General features: G+C 33.2%; 9 protein-coding genes. 1 reads left to right on the top strand and 8 read right to left on the bottom strand.

What is annotated here, in order from left to right:
• Positions 1-14: 14 nt before the first annotated feature.
• Both JHL18_RS04915 and JHL18_RS04910 read right to left on the bottom strand, forming a co-directional pair.
• Positions 15-1,502, bottom strand: coding sequence for an NAD-dependent epimerase/dehydratase family protein (locus JHL18_RS04915; RefSeq protein WP_200266698.1), 1,488 nt, complete (start codon positions 1,500-1,502; stop codon positions 15-17).
• Positions 1,503-1,571: 69 nt separating this feature from the next.
• Positions 1,572-2,162, bottom strand: a complete 591-nt coding sequence (locus JHL18_RS04910) for a TetR/AcrR family transcriptional regulator (protein ID WP_200266696.1) — start codon at positions 2,160-2,162, stop codon at positions 1,572-1,574.
• 213 nt (positions 2,163-2,375) lie between these two features.
• Between JHL18_RS04910 and JHL18_RS04905 the strand changes: the two genes are divergently transcribed.
• Positions 2,376-3,653 carry a helix-turn-helix domain-containing protein gene (locus JHL18_RS04905; protein ID WP_200266694.1) on the top strand — a complete coding sequence of 426 codons (1,278 nt, stop codon included), beginning with the start codon at positions 2,376-2,378 and terminating at the stop codon, positions 3,651-3,653.
• A gap of 152 nt (positions 3,654-3,805) precedes the next feature.
• Here JHL18_RS04905 and JHL18_RS04900 read toward each other — a convergent pair whose 3' ends face one another.
• The 6 genes from JHL18_RS04900 to JHL18_RS04875 form a co-directional block, all read right to left on the bottom strand.
• A complete protein-coding gene (locus JHL18_RS04900) occupies positions 3,806-4,699 on the bottom strand; it encodes an alpha/beta hydrolase fold domain-containing protein (protein ID WP_200266692.1) in 894 nt (297 codons plus the stop codon).
• An 80-nt stretch (positions 4,700-4,779) separates the two neighbouring features.
• On the bottom strand, positions 4,780-7,497 hold the full coding sequence (locus JHL18_RS04895; protein WP_200266690.1) for an alpha-L-rhamnosidase: 2,718 nt from the start codon (positions 7,495-7,497) through the stop codon (positions 4,780-4,782).
• Between the two features lie 35 nt (positions 7,498-7,532).
• Complete coding sequence (locus tag JHL18_RS04890; protein WP_200266688.1) at positions 7,533-10,262, bottom strand: alpha-L-rhamnosidase; 2,730 nt, start codon at positions 10,260-10,262, stop codon at positions 7,533-7,535.
• Positions 10,263-10,379: 117 nt separating this feature from the next.
• On the bottom strand, positions 10,380-13,109 hold the full coding sequence (locus JHL18_RS04885; protein WP_200266686.1) for an alpha-L-rhamnosidase: 2,730 nt from the start codon (positions 13,107-13,109) through the stop codon (positions 10,380-10,382).
• A 198-nt stretch (positions 13,110-13,307) separates the two neighbouring features.
• On the bottom strand, positions 13,308-16,043 hold the full coding sequence (locus JHL18_RS04880; RefSeq protein WP_200266684.1) for a glycoside hydrolase family 78 protein: 2,736 nt from the start codon (positions 16,041-16,043) through the stop codon (positions 13,308-13,310).
• Between the two features lie 366 nt (positions 16,044-16,409).
• Complete coding sequence (locus JHL18_RS04875; RefSeq protein WP_200266682.1) at positions 16,410-18,677, bottom strand: glycoside hydrolase family 3 C-terminal domain-containing protein; 2,268 nt, start codon at positions 18,675-18,677, stop codon at positions 16,410-16,412.
• Between the last annotated feature and the right edge of the window lie 303 nt (positions 18,678-18,980).

Raw genomic sequence — 18,980 nt, 5'->3', positions numbered from 1 at the left:
GGTTTTATTAAGTCTTAGTCTCTTTTCATATCCTTTATAATACTTGCATCATAGTAATTAGCTTCATCTTTGTCATGCAGTGGATACCATACTTGTGCAAAAAATGGATTTCTCTTAGCCTCCTCATCGTAGTTCCATGGTGCTGGAAGACAATCAGGACACCAATGTCCTCCTAATAAAATCAAAGCAGGACTAGCTTCAAATTCATGTCCAAAAGCACATTGCCATTTAAGTTTTGTATATAAATCCCCTTTTTTCATTGTCTCTGATAAACATTTTCCTCCTCTAAATTCAGCAGCTTGTCTCATATCATTTATGTCTAGTTCTGATTTAGGTTTACTTTCATCATATCCGTGATTTAATCTTTTCGGCGTTCTTGAAGGTTCAACATACTTATATTCTTTCCAAGTTGGTATTGCTTGCCACTTTTCTCTTGAACCAAAGAAAGAAGTTATTCTATCCTTAACATTGTGCTTCATCCAGTACATAGTCCCAATCTCTTTGTTTGCCACAGGCTCCATTATAAACTTCTTTATTATCCCTGAGGGCACGAACTTAGCAAGTTTCATCTTAAATGGTGCATTCTTACCTAGTTCTGCAATAAATTCATCTGCAGAACCACTTCTAAAATGAAGATATTCTTCAAGTACATCTGAATCTTCATACCATTGTCCATGGAAGTTTCTTGTAGCAAACCAGTTTAAATCAACAACTTTTTCAAATTCCATACCTAAAGCTCTGAAGCTTTTCTGCATAAATTCATAGTTTGTTGTTCTATACTTCTCTCCCCCGCCAATATTATAAACTCTTCTCCAAAACTCTTCTGGTACATCTTCTTCACAAACATTAGCTAAAAGTCTTCCTGAATCCTTTGCTGTAGCCCATTCGAATACACCTTGCACTGGTTCATGGAACATTATTGGATCTAGATTATTTAGCATTGCAGTATATAAAACTCCTGTTTGTCTTAAAGATACCCAATATTTTAGTCCAGATTCTATTACTTCTCTTTCAGCTATGGTTTTTGTTATAGCATAATTATCATATACACTTATCTTTATTGGGTCCCCAGCCCTACCCCAGTGTACTGGAGGATTTCTGTCGCCTGTTTCGGCTATAGTTCCTATGTAAACTAGTTTTATTTTATCTGGATTCTTTTGAGCTTTTATAGCACGTACTATATTTTTAACTGCTCCTATATTTACCTTTGTCGTAACTGTTGGAAGATAATCTGCAGCAGGTGATACCATACCTCCAACATGTAGTACATAGTCTGAACCTTGTACACACTTTAGCACATCATTGTAGTTTGTCAGGTCTCCCCATACTATCTTTACACCTGGTTCATTTTCATAAACTGCCATTATTTTTTTATCTCTCTCAGTTGGTAATACCAAAGCTACTATATTAAATTTATCTCTTCTATCTAGTAACTGCTTAAAGCCTTCATGTCCCATATTTCCTGATGCACCTGTTAAAAAAATAGTTTTTTTGTTATTCATAAATTTCACTCCTATTTTTGATTTATATTTGTAAAATGAAAATACGTTCATTTTTGGATTAAAAATTTTTTAAATAAATCTTTCATCCAACTTATTAAAATAAAACAGTAATAATTGATTAAGAAGTTTTCTTTTTTCGTTTACATTCTCAGTACTTTTTAGAACTGTAAACATACCATCAATTAAAACTGTTGCAAACACATGTAAAAATTGTTCACAATTATCAATTCTCTGCTTCTCGAAAATATGCAAGTATTCTAGCGTCAATCTTTCATACACAAGATCTATTAAATATCCCTTGGTATTCTCATAATTTGTTCCCTTACTTTTATAAACCATTATCATAAGCTCAGAACTATAACTTAAATCTACATTCATAATGCTATCAACTAGATCAATTAGATTGAACCTTACACTAGAATCTGATGAAGCTGGTAAAAACTTATTAAATATAACTGTTGTAATATAACTTTGAACAGGTTCCACAATAGCATTAAATAGCTCCTGCTTATTCTTGAAGTATCTATAGATATTTCCTATAGCCACACCAGCATTACTTGAAATATTTTTCATAGAGGTTTTCTCAAAGCCATTCTGCTTAAACTCTTCTAAAGCAGCTTTCATTATTTCTAACCTTACTTCTTCCTTTAAGTACTGCATAAATGAATTACCTTTCATTATTTAAGTACAATATTGACTTGGCTTTATATTAATATTTTAAAAGACAAAATAATTGTATTATTTTTGGCTTTTTGTACTTATAATCGTTTTATAAATAAAATTTTTTACTTTTTAATAAATGTACTATTTTTTATTAGTTATGCTATAATTACCTTATTTTAAATAAAGTATTGCTTACAAGGAGATTATGAGATGGAGTTAGCAGATAAATCTATGGTATTAATAGATGATTTGAAATATATGTGCAGTAATATATTTGGAATGCTTCGAGTTCCTATAACATTCTTAGACAGTGAAGGTGAGAGCATTCTCCAGTTTCCAGATGAGTACATATCAAACCCACTTTATCCAGATTACGTAACTCTATATGAACAATTCTTAGATAGTATTGAAGAATCAACTACTGTCTTTACAAATTCCACAAAATTTTTCGAAAATTATGCTTTCGTAGTTATTCGTGATGATCATAAATTTATAGGAACTATTATTATAGGCCCTTGCCTTTTTTCTGAAATAAATACAGAAGCTATTGATGAGCTTATAAAGAATTTAAATATTCAAGTTAAGCATAGAAAGGATTTACTTTATTACTACCAGCGTATGGCAGTAATAAGCTATGACACTCTAATAAATGCTTGCTCGATTTTTCATTACTTTATATACCGTAAGCAGTTAAGTATAGTAACTTTGACAGAAAATGCAGATATTTATGATAAATCTTTTTCTCAGATAAGATACTCATTTTCAAAAACTGAAAGAAAGAAAGATTTTGAAAACTATATGCTAGAAAATATAAAAAACGGTTTTTCTCATCACTCACCTAAATATGAGGTTGAGCTACTTAATTATATAAAAGAAGGGAATAAAGATAAATTAATAGAGTTTCTAGAAAAAAGACCCGCTGAAAAGTATGGAAAACTTTATAAAAATCCACTTAGAGATCAAAAAAACCTCTTTATATCTTTTATTCCACTAGTTTCTCACGCAGCTATGGAAGGTGGCCTTGATTGGGAATTAGCTCTAAGCTTAGGTGATTATTATATTCATATTGTTGAGGAAGAAAGTAGCATAAAAGATATCTTAAACCTTTATCCTAAAATGTTTATTGATTTCGCAGAGAGAGTAAAAATAGCTACGTCTACTCATTCTATTCCAATTATAAAATGTAAAAACTATATTTTTGAACATTTATTAGATAAACTTGCTTTATCTAATATCTCTGAAGCTATTGGCATGAATCCAAGTTACCTATCTCACTTATTTAAAAAAGAAGTTGGTTTAACTATTAGTGATTATATACAAAGAGAACGAATTGAGTTAGCAAAGAAAATGATACTTACTTCTGATGAACCTCTATCAGATATTTACACTATTTTAGGTTTCATAGATCAGAGTCATTTTACAAAAGTGTTCAAGAAATTTACTGGAGTAACGCCAAAGGACTTTAGATTAAATAATAAACATACTTAAACTTTATACATATTTATATATTTTCTTCAGAAATTTAAGTAAGGTGATTTAAATTGCTAAAATATTGTGCAATTAAATCACCTTACTTAATTATTTTAGAGTTAATTTATTATTCTAAAATGCTAGTTCTAATAAAACCATATTTATTAAGTTTATGAAAAGCATTGTATAAATGCTCTCAATTCATTATAATATTTTTTCTTTTCAGGTATCGGGAATAGTGGAAAAACATGACAAAGACCATCCCATACATGAGTTTCAACATATCCTCCAGCACTTTTCACCTTTTTTTCTAACAATAATGAATCATCTAGTAGCATTTCCTCAGTTCCTACATCTATCCTAAGTGGTGGAAAATCCACAAAGCTCCCATTTATAGGAGATATATAAGGATTATTTAAGTTAGCAGTTCCAATATAAGTATTTCTGATTTCCAAATCAAAGTTTTTAGTTATAATACAGTCTACTTTTTCTTTCTCTTTTCTTGATGCCAGCTTTCCACTAAAATCAGTTGGTGGCGATATAACACATATTGCTTCAGGTTTTCTCACTTTTTCATCAATAATATAGTGTGTAAGTGTCAGTGCAAGATTGCCTCCTGCCGAATCTCCAAGTATAATTATTTTGCTATTTTTAGCCATTCCATCTTTAAGCCACTTATAAATTGTCATACATTCTTCAAGTTGAGTTGGATACTTATACTCTGGTGCAAGTTTATATTGAATCGAAATAACTTTTGTGTTTAGGTTATGTGCAAGTTCTGCTGCAAACGGCCTCGCACTTATTAAAGAACCATTATTAAATCCACCACCGTGAATATAATAGATTATATTATCATTTAAAGTTTTTTGCGGATTAAAAATTTCAATAGGGATTTCGTTTACTTTATGTTGTTCAATCGATATACCTTTTTTTATTTTTAGTTTAGTAGCTCTTGCATCATTCTCAGCTCGTCTCCTTATGTAATCTTTTGGAAAATTAGGATCGTATATTTCTTTAGTTTTCATCAACATTTTTATAAAAAACTTCATTCTAAGACTTGCCACTGAATTTACACCTCTTTTACTTTTATTATCATTAAGTCACCTTAATCTAAATTAATATGATTGCCTTTTTCCTTCACAACCTAGTGCGTGTAATGGTTAGTCTTATCTATTATAAAGCTATAGTATCCTGAACCAACCTTACAACAAATACTATTATTCTGCATTACTAGATTACAGTCATTAGGAAATTCTATTACCTTTTCTATCAAATCAACTGGCAAAATTATAGTGGCTTCCGTATTAACAGGCACATCTACTTGAACATGCAATATATTGTCAATATATTGCCACTTACTCTTAATCTTCCCATTTATAGAATTATACGTTGCTTCGGCTCTAGTCAAAGAGCCTCCTGGTTTAGGAGCAACAGTGAATTTCTTATATCCATCAATAGGTTCTTTTATTCCAGTCACAGAACGGAACAGCCATCCAACAATAGCTCCATAAGCATAGTGATTCATTGAATTTTTCGGCTTTCCTTCTTCATTGACTCCATCCCAGCATTCCCAAATAGTTGTTGCTCCTTTTGTCACTGCATACAACCAGCTTGGAATAGTTTTCTGTTCAAGCAAACGGTAAGCAGTATCTAAATATCCATAACGCTCTAGCACTTCACATATGAAAGGAGTTGATAAAAATCCAGTATTTATATGATAGTTATTTTTGATAACTAATAAATTTAAATTGTCAGCTACTTTTTGTTCATCCTCTTTTTCCAGAATCCCAAACATTAATGGGCGAACATACAAGCACTGTCTCTCTGAATTTATACCATTTCTTAAAAATTCGTACTGGTACGCTTTTTTTGAATTTTCAGCTGCTTTTGCATATTTTTTAGCATTTTCATTATGTCCTAATATTTCACTTACTTCTGCTAGCAATTTACAAGAATAATGCATATATGCCGTCGCAGTCTCTGGACATCCAAAAAAAATAATATTAGAAATATATGCATTTGTTTGACCAGGTTCCAACCATTCTCCCCAATGAAATCCAGTATCCCATAAGTACTTTTTATATTGGTTTCTAGAAATTTTTCGTAAAATATGTGATTTTTGAGCTTCTCCTAACTCAAAGTCAACCCAAGCTTTCATTGAATCATAATTTTCCTTTAAAACTTGAGTATCTCCATACTGCTTGTATAACTTATAGGGAATAATAACAATTGCATCTCCCCAACCTGCACTTCCATCAAAGAACGAAAACTTTTTATCTGGCATTGGTGCGATATTAGCTATTTTTCCATTTGGCGCTTGAGTAGCACGTAAATCTGCCAGCCATTTTCTAAAAAACTGTAACCCATCCATAAGCATAGTTCCAGTCTCAACATATACCTGAGCATCTCCAGTATACCCAGATCGTTCTCTTGTAGGACAATCTGTAGGTACATCAACAAAGTTTGATTTTTGACTCCACTTTGTATTTAAAACTAGTTTATTTATTAACTCATCTGAGCACGTAAAACTACCAGTTTCTGAAACATCTGAATACACAGCATATGCAGTAAAGTCTTCTGGAAATGGTTCATAAGGCCAATTTTTTAATAGAACATATCTAAACCCGAATACTGTCATAGAAGTCTTATAATATTGATTAGCTTTTTCTGAAACAATATAGTTTACTTCTTGCTTCATATGTGGCTTTTTTTCAGATAAAGGTTCTAGATGCTTGAGTGTAAAGTTTCCCTCTTCATCCAATGCTTCTCCATGAATAAGTGTTATACAAGTTCCTTTTATTTCTTTACTTCCTTTTATATTGAAAGACACATAACCAGACATATCTTGTCCAAAATCTAATGCAGTTTCTCCATTTGGAGTGGAAATAATCTTAGGTTTAAATTGTTCATGTTCAGTAATAGGAACACTATTTGAACCAATTAATGTACTATTATCCCATCTATACTCAAGTACTCCATGCCAATTTGAATCATCATAATATGGATCTGACCACTCTCTTAAATAAAAATTGGCATCATAAGTTTCACCTTGCTGTACATCATTAAACCTTATAAAACCTTCTTGAGAAGCCTTCCATGAAGTATCACTGATTACTGTTTTTCTTACTCCATTTTCATAAACTAATTCTAGCTGTAATAGCAGAGCTATGTTATCACCATAAATATTTCTTTTACGATTCATTCCATTCATACCTCTAAACCATCCATCACCAAGTACTACACCAACAGCATTACCTCCATCAAATATATAATCCTTCACATCATAAGTTTGAACCTGTAGACGCTTATTATATTGAGTTGTCCCTGGAGTCAGCACTTGGTTACCTACACGTTTACCATTTATATAACACTCATAAAGGCCACAAGCAGTAGCATATAATTTTGCTTCCTTCAATTTTGCTTCAACTTTAAAGCCTTTTCTTATGTAAGATGCTGGATATCTCTTTTCAGGATTTGTTTCAAGCTCTGGATTAATCCATTTTGCACTCCAGTCTTCCTTTTCAAATAATCCTGTTTCAAAGTATCCTGTATCACTATAAACACTCTCTTGTCCATCCTGATCCCAGACCTTTACACACCAGTAAATACGACTCCTACTTTCTAGCTCTGGTTCATAAGGAATATGGCAAGTATTATCACTGAATACCTTTCCACTATTCCACATATAAATTTCTTTACGTAGGTTCTCCTCACTCTCTGCAGCAATGATCTGATAGGCACTCTGTTTCTGATACCTTTTATTTGAGTCACTTATAAGACTCCAACTAAGCCTAGGTTGCTTTATTGTAATTCCAATTGGATTATTCATCAATTCCGTTTTTAAATTTATAGGTTTCAACATTTTCTCTCACCTCTTTAAATTTATATAAATACACCTTAGCAAACGAATGAATATCTCCCGCTACCAATTGTCTTTATGTCTTTTCCTACTTTCAATTGTGCTATGACACCTACAGGAATCTCTACTTGTAAAATTATATTTCCTTCTTCCTTCTTCCACTGAACATATATCGTACCATGAATAGAATCATAATGTCCCTTTGCCCAATCAAGCCCACAATCAAAATCAGGAGTAATTAATACCTCATTATAACCAACTCCCAAATTTCTTATTCCAAGAATATTGCGGTATATCCACTCTCCAACACATCCAAAGGCATAATGATTGAAGGAACATCCATCTCTCGATCCATCAGGCTTTATGGCATTCCAGGATTCCCACATTGTAGTTGCGCCATGTTCTACCTCATATAACCATGACGGACACTGATTTTGATATAGTAGCTTGTATGCTATATCTTTTTTTCCATTTTCACTAAACACATCTAATATATATGGCACCGACATAAATCCAGTATCCATACAATCATTATTAGCCTTTACTAACTCAACTAAACGATTCAGCAATAGTTCACGTTTTTCTTCTGATATCATATTCATCTGAAGTGCCAAAACATAAAGTCCTTGTAAGTCATTTTTTAGTTTTCCATCTTCCATTAAATATTCTTCTTCAAAGGCTTCCCTAATTCGTTTCCATAATTTTCCGTAGTATTCTGCCTTTTCCTTATGTCCTAAAAGCTCATTTACTTCCCTCATTATATCTGTCATAGCTGCAAATAAAGCTGTTGATACAGTGTGACCTGTAAGGTAAGAAGATGCCGGTCCATCAGCAAAGCCTTCAGCATTCTTAACACTTGGCACTAACCAATCACCAAGATGAAAGCCTGTATTAACTAAATAATGATGGTTTTCTAAATGACGTCCGTTCATTAATTCTGCTTCAGGAGGAAGCTGATTATAAGCTGATTTTTCCACAAAATCAATCCATGCTGTCATAGCTTCATAATTTGTTTCTAGAACCGTCTTGTCACCATAAATCTTATATAACTGCCAAGGAAGTGTCACAACTGCATCTCCCCAACCTAAAGATCCCCCTAGGCTCATGTGAATATAACTTTTAATCATCGGAACAGTATTTAGAACCTGACCATCTGGAAGCTGTTCTAATCTTACGCTCTTCAACCATTCCTCGAAAAACTTATACATATTCTGATTGAAGCAAGCAGTCTTTCCATACACCACAACATCTCCAGTCCATCCAGCCTTTTCTCTTGTTGGACAGTCAGTTGGAACTCCTATCGTATTAGCCCTCTGACTCCATATTATATTCTGTTGTAGACGATTAAGCTTTTCATTAGAACATTGAAAGCTTCCACTTATCTCGTTATCTGAGCTTATTACAATACCCTTAAATTGCTCTTTTTTCAATGTACCTTCAAAGCCTTTAATTTTTACATATCTAAATCCGTGATAGGTGAATCTTGGTTCGAAAACTTCTTCACCATCTCCACATAATATAAATACATCCTTCTGCTCTCTTGTAGAGTCTGAAAATGGATAAATAAAGTTTCCATCCTTATCGAGTTCTTCAGTATGTTCAAAGGTTACTTCTGTTCCTGCTTTTCCTTGCATTACTACTCTAAGATGACCTGCAATATTTTGTCCAAGATCTAAGACTGTATCTCCCTGCGGAGTAACCAATATATCCTTTATATCCAGCTCTGCAACAGTTCTTATAGAATTGTTTGTTTGAACATCAATGTTTTCATATCCATAATCCATTACATGAACAGTTTTCCAGTTAGAAGTATCCATATCAGTAGAAGCAAAGCTTTCAACATTCATACGTGCATCCTGCTTTTCTCCTGTGAATAGATCCGCATAGCGCACAGGTCCATCATAGCTATAAACAAAATTTTCATCTGAGCATATACATTCAGTACTTCCATCCTCATAGGTAACATGAAGTTCCATTAGTAATGCCAGATTATCTCCATAATCATTACCTTTTCCTATAGCGATTTTCCCTTTATACCAGCCATCTGCAATTGTTATCGCAATAGCATTATCTCCTTGTGACAAACCTTCAGTAACATCATAAACCTGATATTTTAGCAATTTGTCATATGAAGTAAACTCAGGTGCTAATTGAACATCAGATATTCTATTTCCATTAATCTTAAATTCGTATACCCCATGAGCTGTCATATATAAACGAGCCTTATTGATTTTTCCACCTAACCTAAACTTCTTATACATCATTACTGCTGGATGATATGGCTGAGCTGGAAGCGTCTCCATCAACTTATCAACATCAACATACTCGGCTTGTTCCCCTCGCATGGTCTTCATCACAAATTCCATCCACTTATTTCTTGTTATATCCAAAGGATTTTCCTTTAGTGAAGTCAATTTATCTGGTTCAATAAACTTAGCTCTCCATTCACCTTTATCTAAAAATACAGTTTCAAATGTGGCATTTTCAGTTGCAATCTCTCCTTGATTGTCCCAAACTGTAACCTTATAACAATATTCCGATTTTGAATCTAAAGCACTTCCTGCATAGCGTATACCATGAGTTTCTCTATTTTCTTGCTTCCCGCTATCCCATACAATTTCATTTCCTTTTCTTACTATAAGCTGCCATGCAGCTTGATATATATTTAGCCCATCAGACTCAAGTTGCCAGCTAAACCTTGGATTTTTTGTATCAACAGTTAGAGGATTAGTTCTATATTCACATTGTAATTTCTTGATTTTAAGCATAATATTATTCCTACTTTCTCACATTATTATAAATACCAGCATTTACAAACATCATCTAAATTTAATAAATACCTTAACCAATAGTTGTTTATGTTTCTTCTTTTATTCAGTTGTTCTTTAAAAACAAGTAAATTCATAAATTCCCGAACCTAAGATTATACATACCTGACCATTTTCAATATAGAATTCACTAATACTTGCTTTCCTATTTACAACCTTTGCTTTATCCATATCCTTACACGGAAGAATAATTTTTGCTGATGTATTTGGTGGTATTTGAACTCTTAACCTAAATAAGCCTTCTACACGTTCCCATGAACTTTCTATTTTACCGTATATACTATTATAAATTCCTTTTGCCCTAGTTAAGGTTCCACCTGGCTTTGGAGCTATTATAAAATCCTTATATCCAGCTGCTTCTGAATCTATATCAATACCTGCTACATATTGAAAGAACCACCCAACTACTGCACCATAAGAATAATGATTTAAAGATTCCCTTGGTACATTTTCCTCGTTAATCCCATCCCAATGTTCCCAAATAGTAGTTGCTCCTTTTGTTATAGGGTATAACCAGCTTGGGGCAGTGGTTTGTTCCACCAATTTATATGCAGTTTCAACATACCCATAATCACATAAAATCTTGCAGATAAAAGGTGTAGATAAAAATCCTGTACCTATATGATAATTCCTTTCCTCAACAAGCTTAGCTAATTTGTCCACCGCTTTTCCTATCTTATCCTCAGGAAGCAGCCCCAGCGCTACTGGTCTTACATATAAACACTGTCTAGAAGTCTCTATCTCTCCATTGTTGGTAAAATTATATATATAGGCTTTTTTAGCTTTCTCCGATATCTCTCTATACTTAGTAGCCTCATCTTTTTTACCTAAGACTTCAGCACACTGTGATAAAAGTTTGCTTGAATATGCAAAATAAGCTGTTGCAACCTCTGGAACAGAAAAAATTACTTGCTTTACTATATTAGCACCAGCATAATCCTTTGACGGTGGCTCTGCCCATTCTCCCCAGTGAAATTTAGTATCCCAAGTATATTTTCTGTAGGGGTTTTTCTTGAATATGCGTACCCAATGTGTTTTCTTAGCGCAGTTAGACTCATAATCAACCCATGATTTCATACTATCCCATTGATCTTCCAATATTCTCTTATCACCATATAATTTCCATAAGGTCCAAGGAATTATCACTGCCGCATCTCCCCAACCAGCAGACCCTTCTACATTTTTCATTCCCTTATCTCTTTCAACACCTACTGAAGGAGATATATTACATACCATGCCATTATCATTTTGTTGAACCGCAACATCCTTCATCCATTTAGTAAAGAACGTAGCTGTATTCATCAAAGTGCTACCTGTTCTAACAAAGACTTGGGCATCTCCAGTCCAACCTGCTCTTTCTCTTTGAGGGCAGTCTGTTGGTATATCAAGAAAGTTTGATTTTTGGCTCCAAAGAGTATTTTTTACAAGCTTATTTATCATTTCATTAGAACACTCAAACTCCCCAGTTTGCTCCATATCTGAATAAACTGCTATCGATGCAAAGTTGCTAGCTTCAACCTTCTCAGGCCAATTTTTAACTAATACATATCTGAATCCATGTACTGTGAAATGTGGCTTAAATTCTTCTACACCGTCACCTCTTAATATATAGTTTATTTCCTGCTTTAATGGTCTTTCTTTAGGCCTTGAGCTATTATTTAAATGCTCCATTGTGAAGTTTCCATCTTGATCTAATGTTTCTCCATGAATTAACGTTACCTTATGACCTTTTCTCCCACTAACTCTAAACTTAACGTAACCAGCTAAGTTTTGCCCAAAATCTAATACAGTACTTCCATCTGGTGTATCTATAACAGTTGGAATAAAAAGCTCCTTTTCACGTATAGCTACACTATTAGAGGCCACTAATACCTTGTAATCCCAATGATCTACAGTAACATTAGTCCAATCTATATCCTCAAAATCAGTTGTATTCCAACCATGTAACTCTCGGTTAGCATCATATACTTCGCCATCTTGGAGATCACTTAATCTAATAGGACCTTCTTGTGTTGCTTTCCATTGATTATCAGTTACTATAATAACCCTCTCTCCATTAACTAACTCTATTTCAAGTTGCGCTAATAATAATAAACGTTCTCCATAAATATTTCTCCAAGCATAATTACTTATGTTTCCTCTAAACCAGCCGTCTCCTAAAATAGCCCCTATTGCATTTTCTCCAATGAAAATCTGTTCTGTTACATCATAGGTTTGATATTGAAGTCTTTTATTATAATTTGTAGCACCTGGAGTAAATACTTGATCACCAACTCTTTCACCATTAATATACGCTTCGTATACACCACAAGAAGTTATGTATAGTCTTGCTTTGTTTATTGGTTCCTTTATAGTAAATTCCTTTCTAAGGTAAGAAGCTGGATATTGAGTCTTAGGCTCTATCTCTTTTTCTGGATCAATCCACTTGGCTTTCCAATCCTCAAGCTTTAATAATCCCATTTCAAAGAAAGATGGTTCACTCCATTCACTTTCTATCCCATCTTGATCCCATACTTTAACCTTCCAATAAATCCTCTTACGACTTTCAAGCTCTTTCCCTTCATATACTATATGAGTAAATTCATCACTTTTTACTTTTTCAGTATTCCAAGTAAGCACGTTATTTTCTAAATCATCAATACTTTCAGCAGCTTTAATCTGATAAGCACTCTGTTTAAATCCATAACTATCTTCTTCAATTTCAAATTGCCAATATAATCTGGGCTTTTTTATATCAATTCCAATAGGATTTATTAAATACTCACATCTTAAAAATATTGGTTTCATTTTATCTCTCCTACTATTTTTCAGCTTTTATAATAATTCTAAAGGTTTTCAAAAAACTTTTATTGTATAATAATTAGATATTGGTATTAAACTTAATAAATTTATATCTATTAAAAAAGAGATGCTTCCTGCTCAAAGCAAGAAACATCTAATTATTTACAAATTTATTAATGAAAGTATTTATGGTAATTTATGTTTTTATTCTGACTTATAACTTTTATTTAATGTATCAACTACCATTTGGAACAATGGTTGTATATCTGGCGCACTTGATAAAACCTCAGCTAAGGAATTTTGATAAACAAGCTTTATCATTGGATTATCAAGCATCTGTGGTGCATATTGAGTAAATATCTGCACTGCTATAGGTTCACTCATTATTTCTTCTAATTTAGAGTCCATAGAGAACTTTTCCTTTTCTAAAGAAGTCTCTGTAGCATACTCGTAATGATAAGAACCTGATCCTATTTCAATTGGATTTTCTTTTTCTGGTAGATATACTACTGCTGTTGTATTTGCAGGAATCTCTATGTCAACCTTTATACATTTGTCCTTACAAATCCATGCACTCTTTATTTCACCATGAACAGACTTGAAGGTTGCACTTACTGAATTAATTCCGTTTATAAATTCAGGCTTAATCAAGATTTTCTTATAACCTGGTTCTAATGCATTGATGCCTGCTAATCTCTTATACATCCATTCTCCAATAGATCCATAAGCATAATGATTTAAGGAGTTCATACCTGAAACATCAAAGTCACCGTTAGGCAAAATCGAGTTCCATCTTTCCCAAATAGTTGTTGCACCTTTTTTTACAGAATATAACCATGAAGGGTAATCTTCTTGTAAAAATATAGTTCCAGCCAAATCATGAAGATTATTGTCTGATAAAGCATGGCATATATAAGGAGTTCCTACAAAGCCAGTGGAAAGATGATTCTTATGATTAGCTATGTTTGTTTCTAATGCACTTACTATACGCTCCCTATACTTTTCTTCTGCTAAATCAAAGTGAAGAGCTACTACGCAACCAGTTTGAGTTTCACTAACCATTCTTCCTGTCTTAGTAATGTATTCATCATTGAATGCTATCTTTATTTTTTCATATAGTTCATCATAAATCTTTGCATCTTCGTTTTTATTAAGAATTTTAGCGGCCTTTCTTACTATATCTGTGGAGTAAGCATAATAAGCATTTGCTACCAAATACCTGTCTGTAGCCCCTGTCCTATCTGCACTTTCTTCCTTATCTAAAGCCAGCCAATCTCCATATTGGAAGCCAGTCTGCCATAATCCATTCTCTCCACAACGTGAAGTAATAAAATCAACCCAGCCTTTCATGCTTTCATATTGATCTTCTAGTATCCTCACGTCTCCATAGGTTTGATAAATTACCCATGGTATTATTGTCGCTGCATCACTCCAAGCAGATGCCCCTTCTTGTGGTCCTAAAATATTAGGAATTACATGTGGCACTCCTAATTCTTTGGTTTGCTCTGAGGCTAGATCACGAAGCCATTTTGTAAAGAATAAGGCCACATTATGGTTATAGGCTGCTGTAGCTGCAAAGACTTGAGCATCTCCAGTCCATCCAAGTCTTTCATCTCTTTGAGGACAGTCTGTAGGAATATCTAAAAAGTTATCTCTCTGGCTCCACTGAATATTACTTTGTAATTGATTTACAAGAGGATTAGAACAAGTAAAACTTCCTGTCTGTTCCATATGCGTATGCATTGCACAAGCAGTGAAATCATCAAGTTTTATTTCCTCTAAACCTTCTATACAAATATATCTAAATCCATGAAAAGTAAAGTGAGGTATAAAAGTCTGCTCTTCTCCATTACATATATATACATCATGAGAAACAGCTTGTCTAAGTGTCTCTGGATAGAAGTTACCATCTTTATCTAATACTTCTGCATGCTTTATAATGATCTTTTGCCCTACTGCACCTTTTACCTTTACTTCAACAAAGCCTGTTATATTTTGTCCGAAATCTATTAGTTTTTCTCCCTTTGGAGTAATTATAAATTCTTTTGCTGACAGTCTTTCAGTGATTCGTACTGGCTCACTTTCTTGACCCACTATAAGATTCTTATCAAATGAAAATAACTTAACATCAGATAATTGATCTTCTATATAACAGGAATCAATAGTTTCTCCCATATAGATTTCACTGCTACGAATAGCTCCAGTTGTAACCTTCCAACTTTCATCAGTTCCAATAATCTCCTTAGTTCCATCTGCATAATTGATATGAATTTCAGCTAAAGCAGCTACTCTATCACCATAGATATTAGGAGTGCACATAAATCCGAATATTCCTTTATACCATCCATTACCTAGAATAATCTCAATCTTATTATCTTCTTTAAGCATTCCATCTGCCTTATAAGTTTGATATTGAAGCCTCTTCTTATAATTAGTCCATCCTGGAGCGAAGTAAGTATCTCCTACCTTATCACCGTTAATTTTAATTTCATACACGCCTAAAGCAGTAGCATACACACGAACAGTATCTATTGCTTTTTCTGTCTTAAATTCTTTTACAAATACAGGACAAGCCTGTTCTTCAGCTTCAAAATTATGAGTGATCCAATCAGCCTTTAAATTTATACCTTTTAATAATCCTGTTTCAAAGTAACTTTCAATATATGACTGATTGCCCTTGTTATCCCATACTTCAACTAATACATTATATAAACTACATGGCTCTAGTTCTATACCTTGATATTCAATTAAAACAGAAGAGTTACTATCAACTCTACCAGTGTCCCAAACTGTCTCACCATCTTTTGTAACTAGAATGCTATAAGCCGTCTGTAAAACATTTTTCTCATCTGATGCTATGATCCAAGAAAATCTAGGTTTTCTCACATCTAATCCAATAGGCTTTGCTTGATACTCAATACGTAATTCTTCTAATCTCATAAAATAGCTTCCTTTCTTCTTTTACTTCCAATATGCATTGTTCATTTAATGCTACTATAGATTTCGCAATCTATTTTTAATACTCTCACGGCTTCTGGTGAGAGAGTTTAAAAATAATATATTTCATTACGAAGTGGTGCATCCATATAAATCACAAAAACTTAATCTCTAAATTTTTTAACTATATTGTTGAATTAAGATGTTACTACAGAGCTGATATATGAACTTACAAATAAAATCTTGCAGTTTCTATAGATGCAGCATAATTCAGAAACAAAATCAAGTTTTTGAAAGTCAAGCATAAAATCATATATAGTTACACCTTAATTTCAATATAATACTTTGACACATCTAATTTTTTAAGCCCTAGTTGGACCCATTTACTGCCTGTAATATTCCTTGAAGCATTTCTTCAGTAAAGGCACCATTGCTCATTGCTACAGCCGCACGCAACACTGTTCCCTTCATCATTTCTTGAGGATCTGTTCCAAGTCCATCTAAACTTGCTGATGCATCAACCGATGATGCTGGAGTCATTGCCTTCATTACTTGTGCTCCTATAGGATGCTCCATTAAATCTCCAAAAGTTGAATGTTTAGTTAAAACTTTTTTTAAAGTAACTGTTGACTGCACTTCTAAAGTTTCTCTTAAAACTATACTTCTAGAAGATTTTCCAACTAAAATTTCAAAACTTCCAGTTTCTATATGCCAATCCTTTAGATTTACATTATAGTATGCAAAAGCTCTTTTATCTAATGTAAAGGCAACTGTTTTTTCTTCGCCAGGCTTCAAACTTACTTTTTCAAAGCCTTTAAGTTCTTTTTCTGGGCGGGATATAGAACTTTCTACATCTTTTACATATAACTGCACTATTTCTTTTGCTTCTATATCTCCTGTATTTTTCACTTTAACAGTTACAGTAACTGTTTGTTCATCCGTTATTGATTTTTTATCTAATTTGATATCACTATACTCAAAACTACTATAACTTAATCCATAACCGAATGGGAATAAAGGTTCTATATCTCTAGTGTCATAATGCCTATAACCTACAAAAACGCCTTCTTTATACTCAACTTTTTCGTCATCTCCAGGAAAATTTAAGTACGAAGGGTTATGACAAAGTTTCTTCGGGAAAGTTTCTGCAAGCTTACCTGATGGACTAACAACTCCAAAAAGTAAGTCTGCTATAGCACCTCCTAAAGCTTGTCCTCCCAAGTAACCTTCTAAAACAGCTTTTACCTTTCCAAGCCAAGGCATCTCAATTGGTGCCCCATTGCTTAGTACAACCACAATATTACTTTGCACTTCTGCCACTGCTTCTATTAATTTAATATGATTGTCTGGTATTCTTAAATGCTTTCTATCAAAGCCTTCTGACTCATATCTATCAGGCAATCCTACAAATATAACAGCAACTTTTGCATTTTTAGCAGCTTCTTTGGCATCATTTATTAACTCTTTGTCAATCTCATCACTTACTAAATCATAGCCCTCTGAATATGTTAGCTTTGCATTGCTACCAGCTAGCTTTTCTAACTCTTCATATATATTATCAATTTTTGTAGGGTTTATATGAGAACTTCCCCCACCTTGATATCTAGGTTTCTTTGCAAAAGCTCCAATAACTGCTATAGACTCTGCATCATTTAACGGAAGTATATTATCTTCGTTCTTTAGAAGAACCATAGATTCTCTCGCCACTTCTCTGGCTATATCATGATGCATTTCTTTAGAGTAAACTGAATTCACTTTTTTATTTTCAATTGCTCTAAATACTACCTTTAAAACTTTTTCTAAGGCCCTATCGATAATCCCTTCATCAAGCTTTCCACTTTTTACTGCTTCTAAAAGTTTTTTGTCACCAATGCCCCCACTATTAGGCATCTCTACATCCATTCCAGCTTCGACACCTCTATCTCTATCAACAACAGCTCCCCAGTCAGATACTACAAAATCTTCAAAGCCCCATTCATCTCTAAGAATTTCAGTTAACAGTCTATTATTTTCAGAACAAAAATCACCATTTACCTTATTATAAGCTGCCATTACAGTCCAAGGTTTACCCTCTTTTACTGGTTCTTCAAAGCTTGCAAGATATATCTCTCTTAAAGTTCTTTCATCTACTATTGCATCTATAGACATTCTTCTATGTTCTTGGTTATTTACTGCAAAGTGCTTAAGTGAAGTACCTACCCCTTGACTTTGCACCCCTTTTATAAAGCTTGTAGCCATCTTTGAAGACAAAAATGGATCTTCTGAGAAGTATTCAAAGTTTCTTCCGCATAATGGTGAACGTTTAATATTTGCCCCTGGCCCAAGAAGTATTGAAACTCCTTCTGCTTGAGCTTCCTCCCCTAGTGCTATTCCCACTTTTTTTGCTATTTCTTTATCCCATGAACATGCTAATCCAGCTGCAGACGGAAAGCAAGTTGCTGGAATACTTTTATTTAATCCCATATGATCACTTGCCCCCTCTTGTTTTCTTAAGCCATGAGGTCCATCTGCCATCATAATTGCTGGTATACCTAATCTCTCAATGTCTCTTGTATACCAAAAATCTTTTCCAGAACATAAACTCACTTTTTCTTCCAAGGTCATTTCTGAAATTAACTTTTTTATATCTCTTTCCAATTTTAATTCTCCTTTTATTTGATTTTTTACTATAAATCTATTTACTATTTTAGATTGTTTCGAAAATCTTTTATTGTACTTATATTATTTAATTGTATATTTTTCACTTTGTTTTATAATTAAATTTTCCATTCTATTTACTACTATAAAATTATTATTTTTAACAATTAAATCTCCAAAAAAATCCATATATAGTTGTTTTGTTAAACCACTTTCTCAAAGCCAGTATCTGATTCATTCTTTATTAAATACCTTTTAACCAAGATTTATATATAAAAATTACTGCATTACAGCCTATGTACT

It is taken from the genome of Clostridium yunnanense (genome assembly GCF_016595795.1).
Taxonomy (GTDB): Bacteria; Bacillota; Clostridia; order Clostridiales; family Clostridiaceae; genus Clostridium_AR; species Clostridium_AR yunnanense.
Note: the sequence above shows the minus strand (reverse complement) of the source record. Positions and strands in the feature narration are given on the sequence as shown.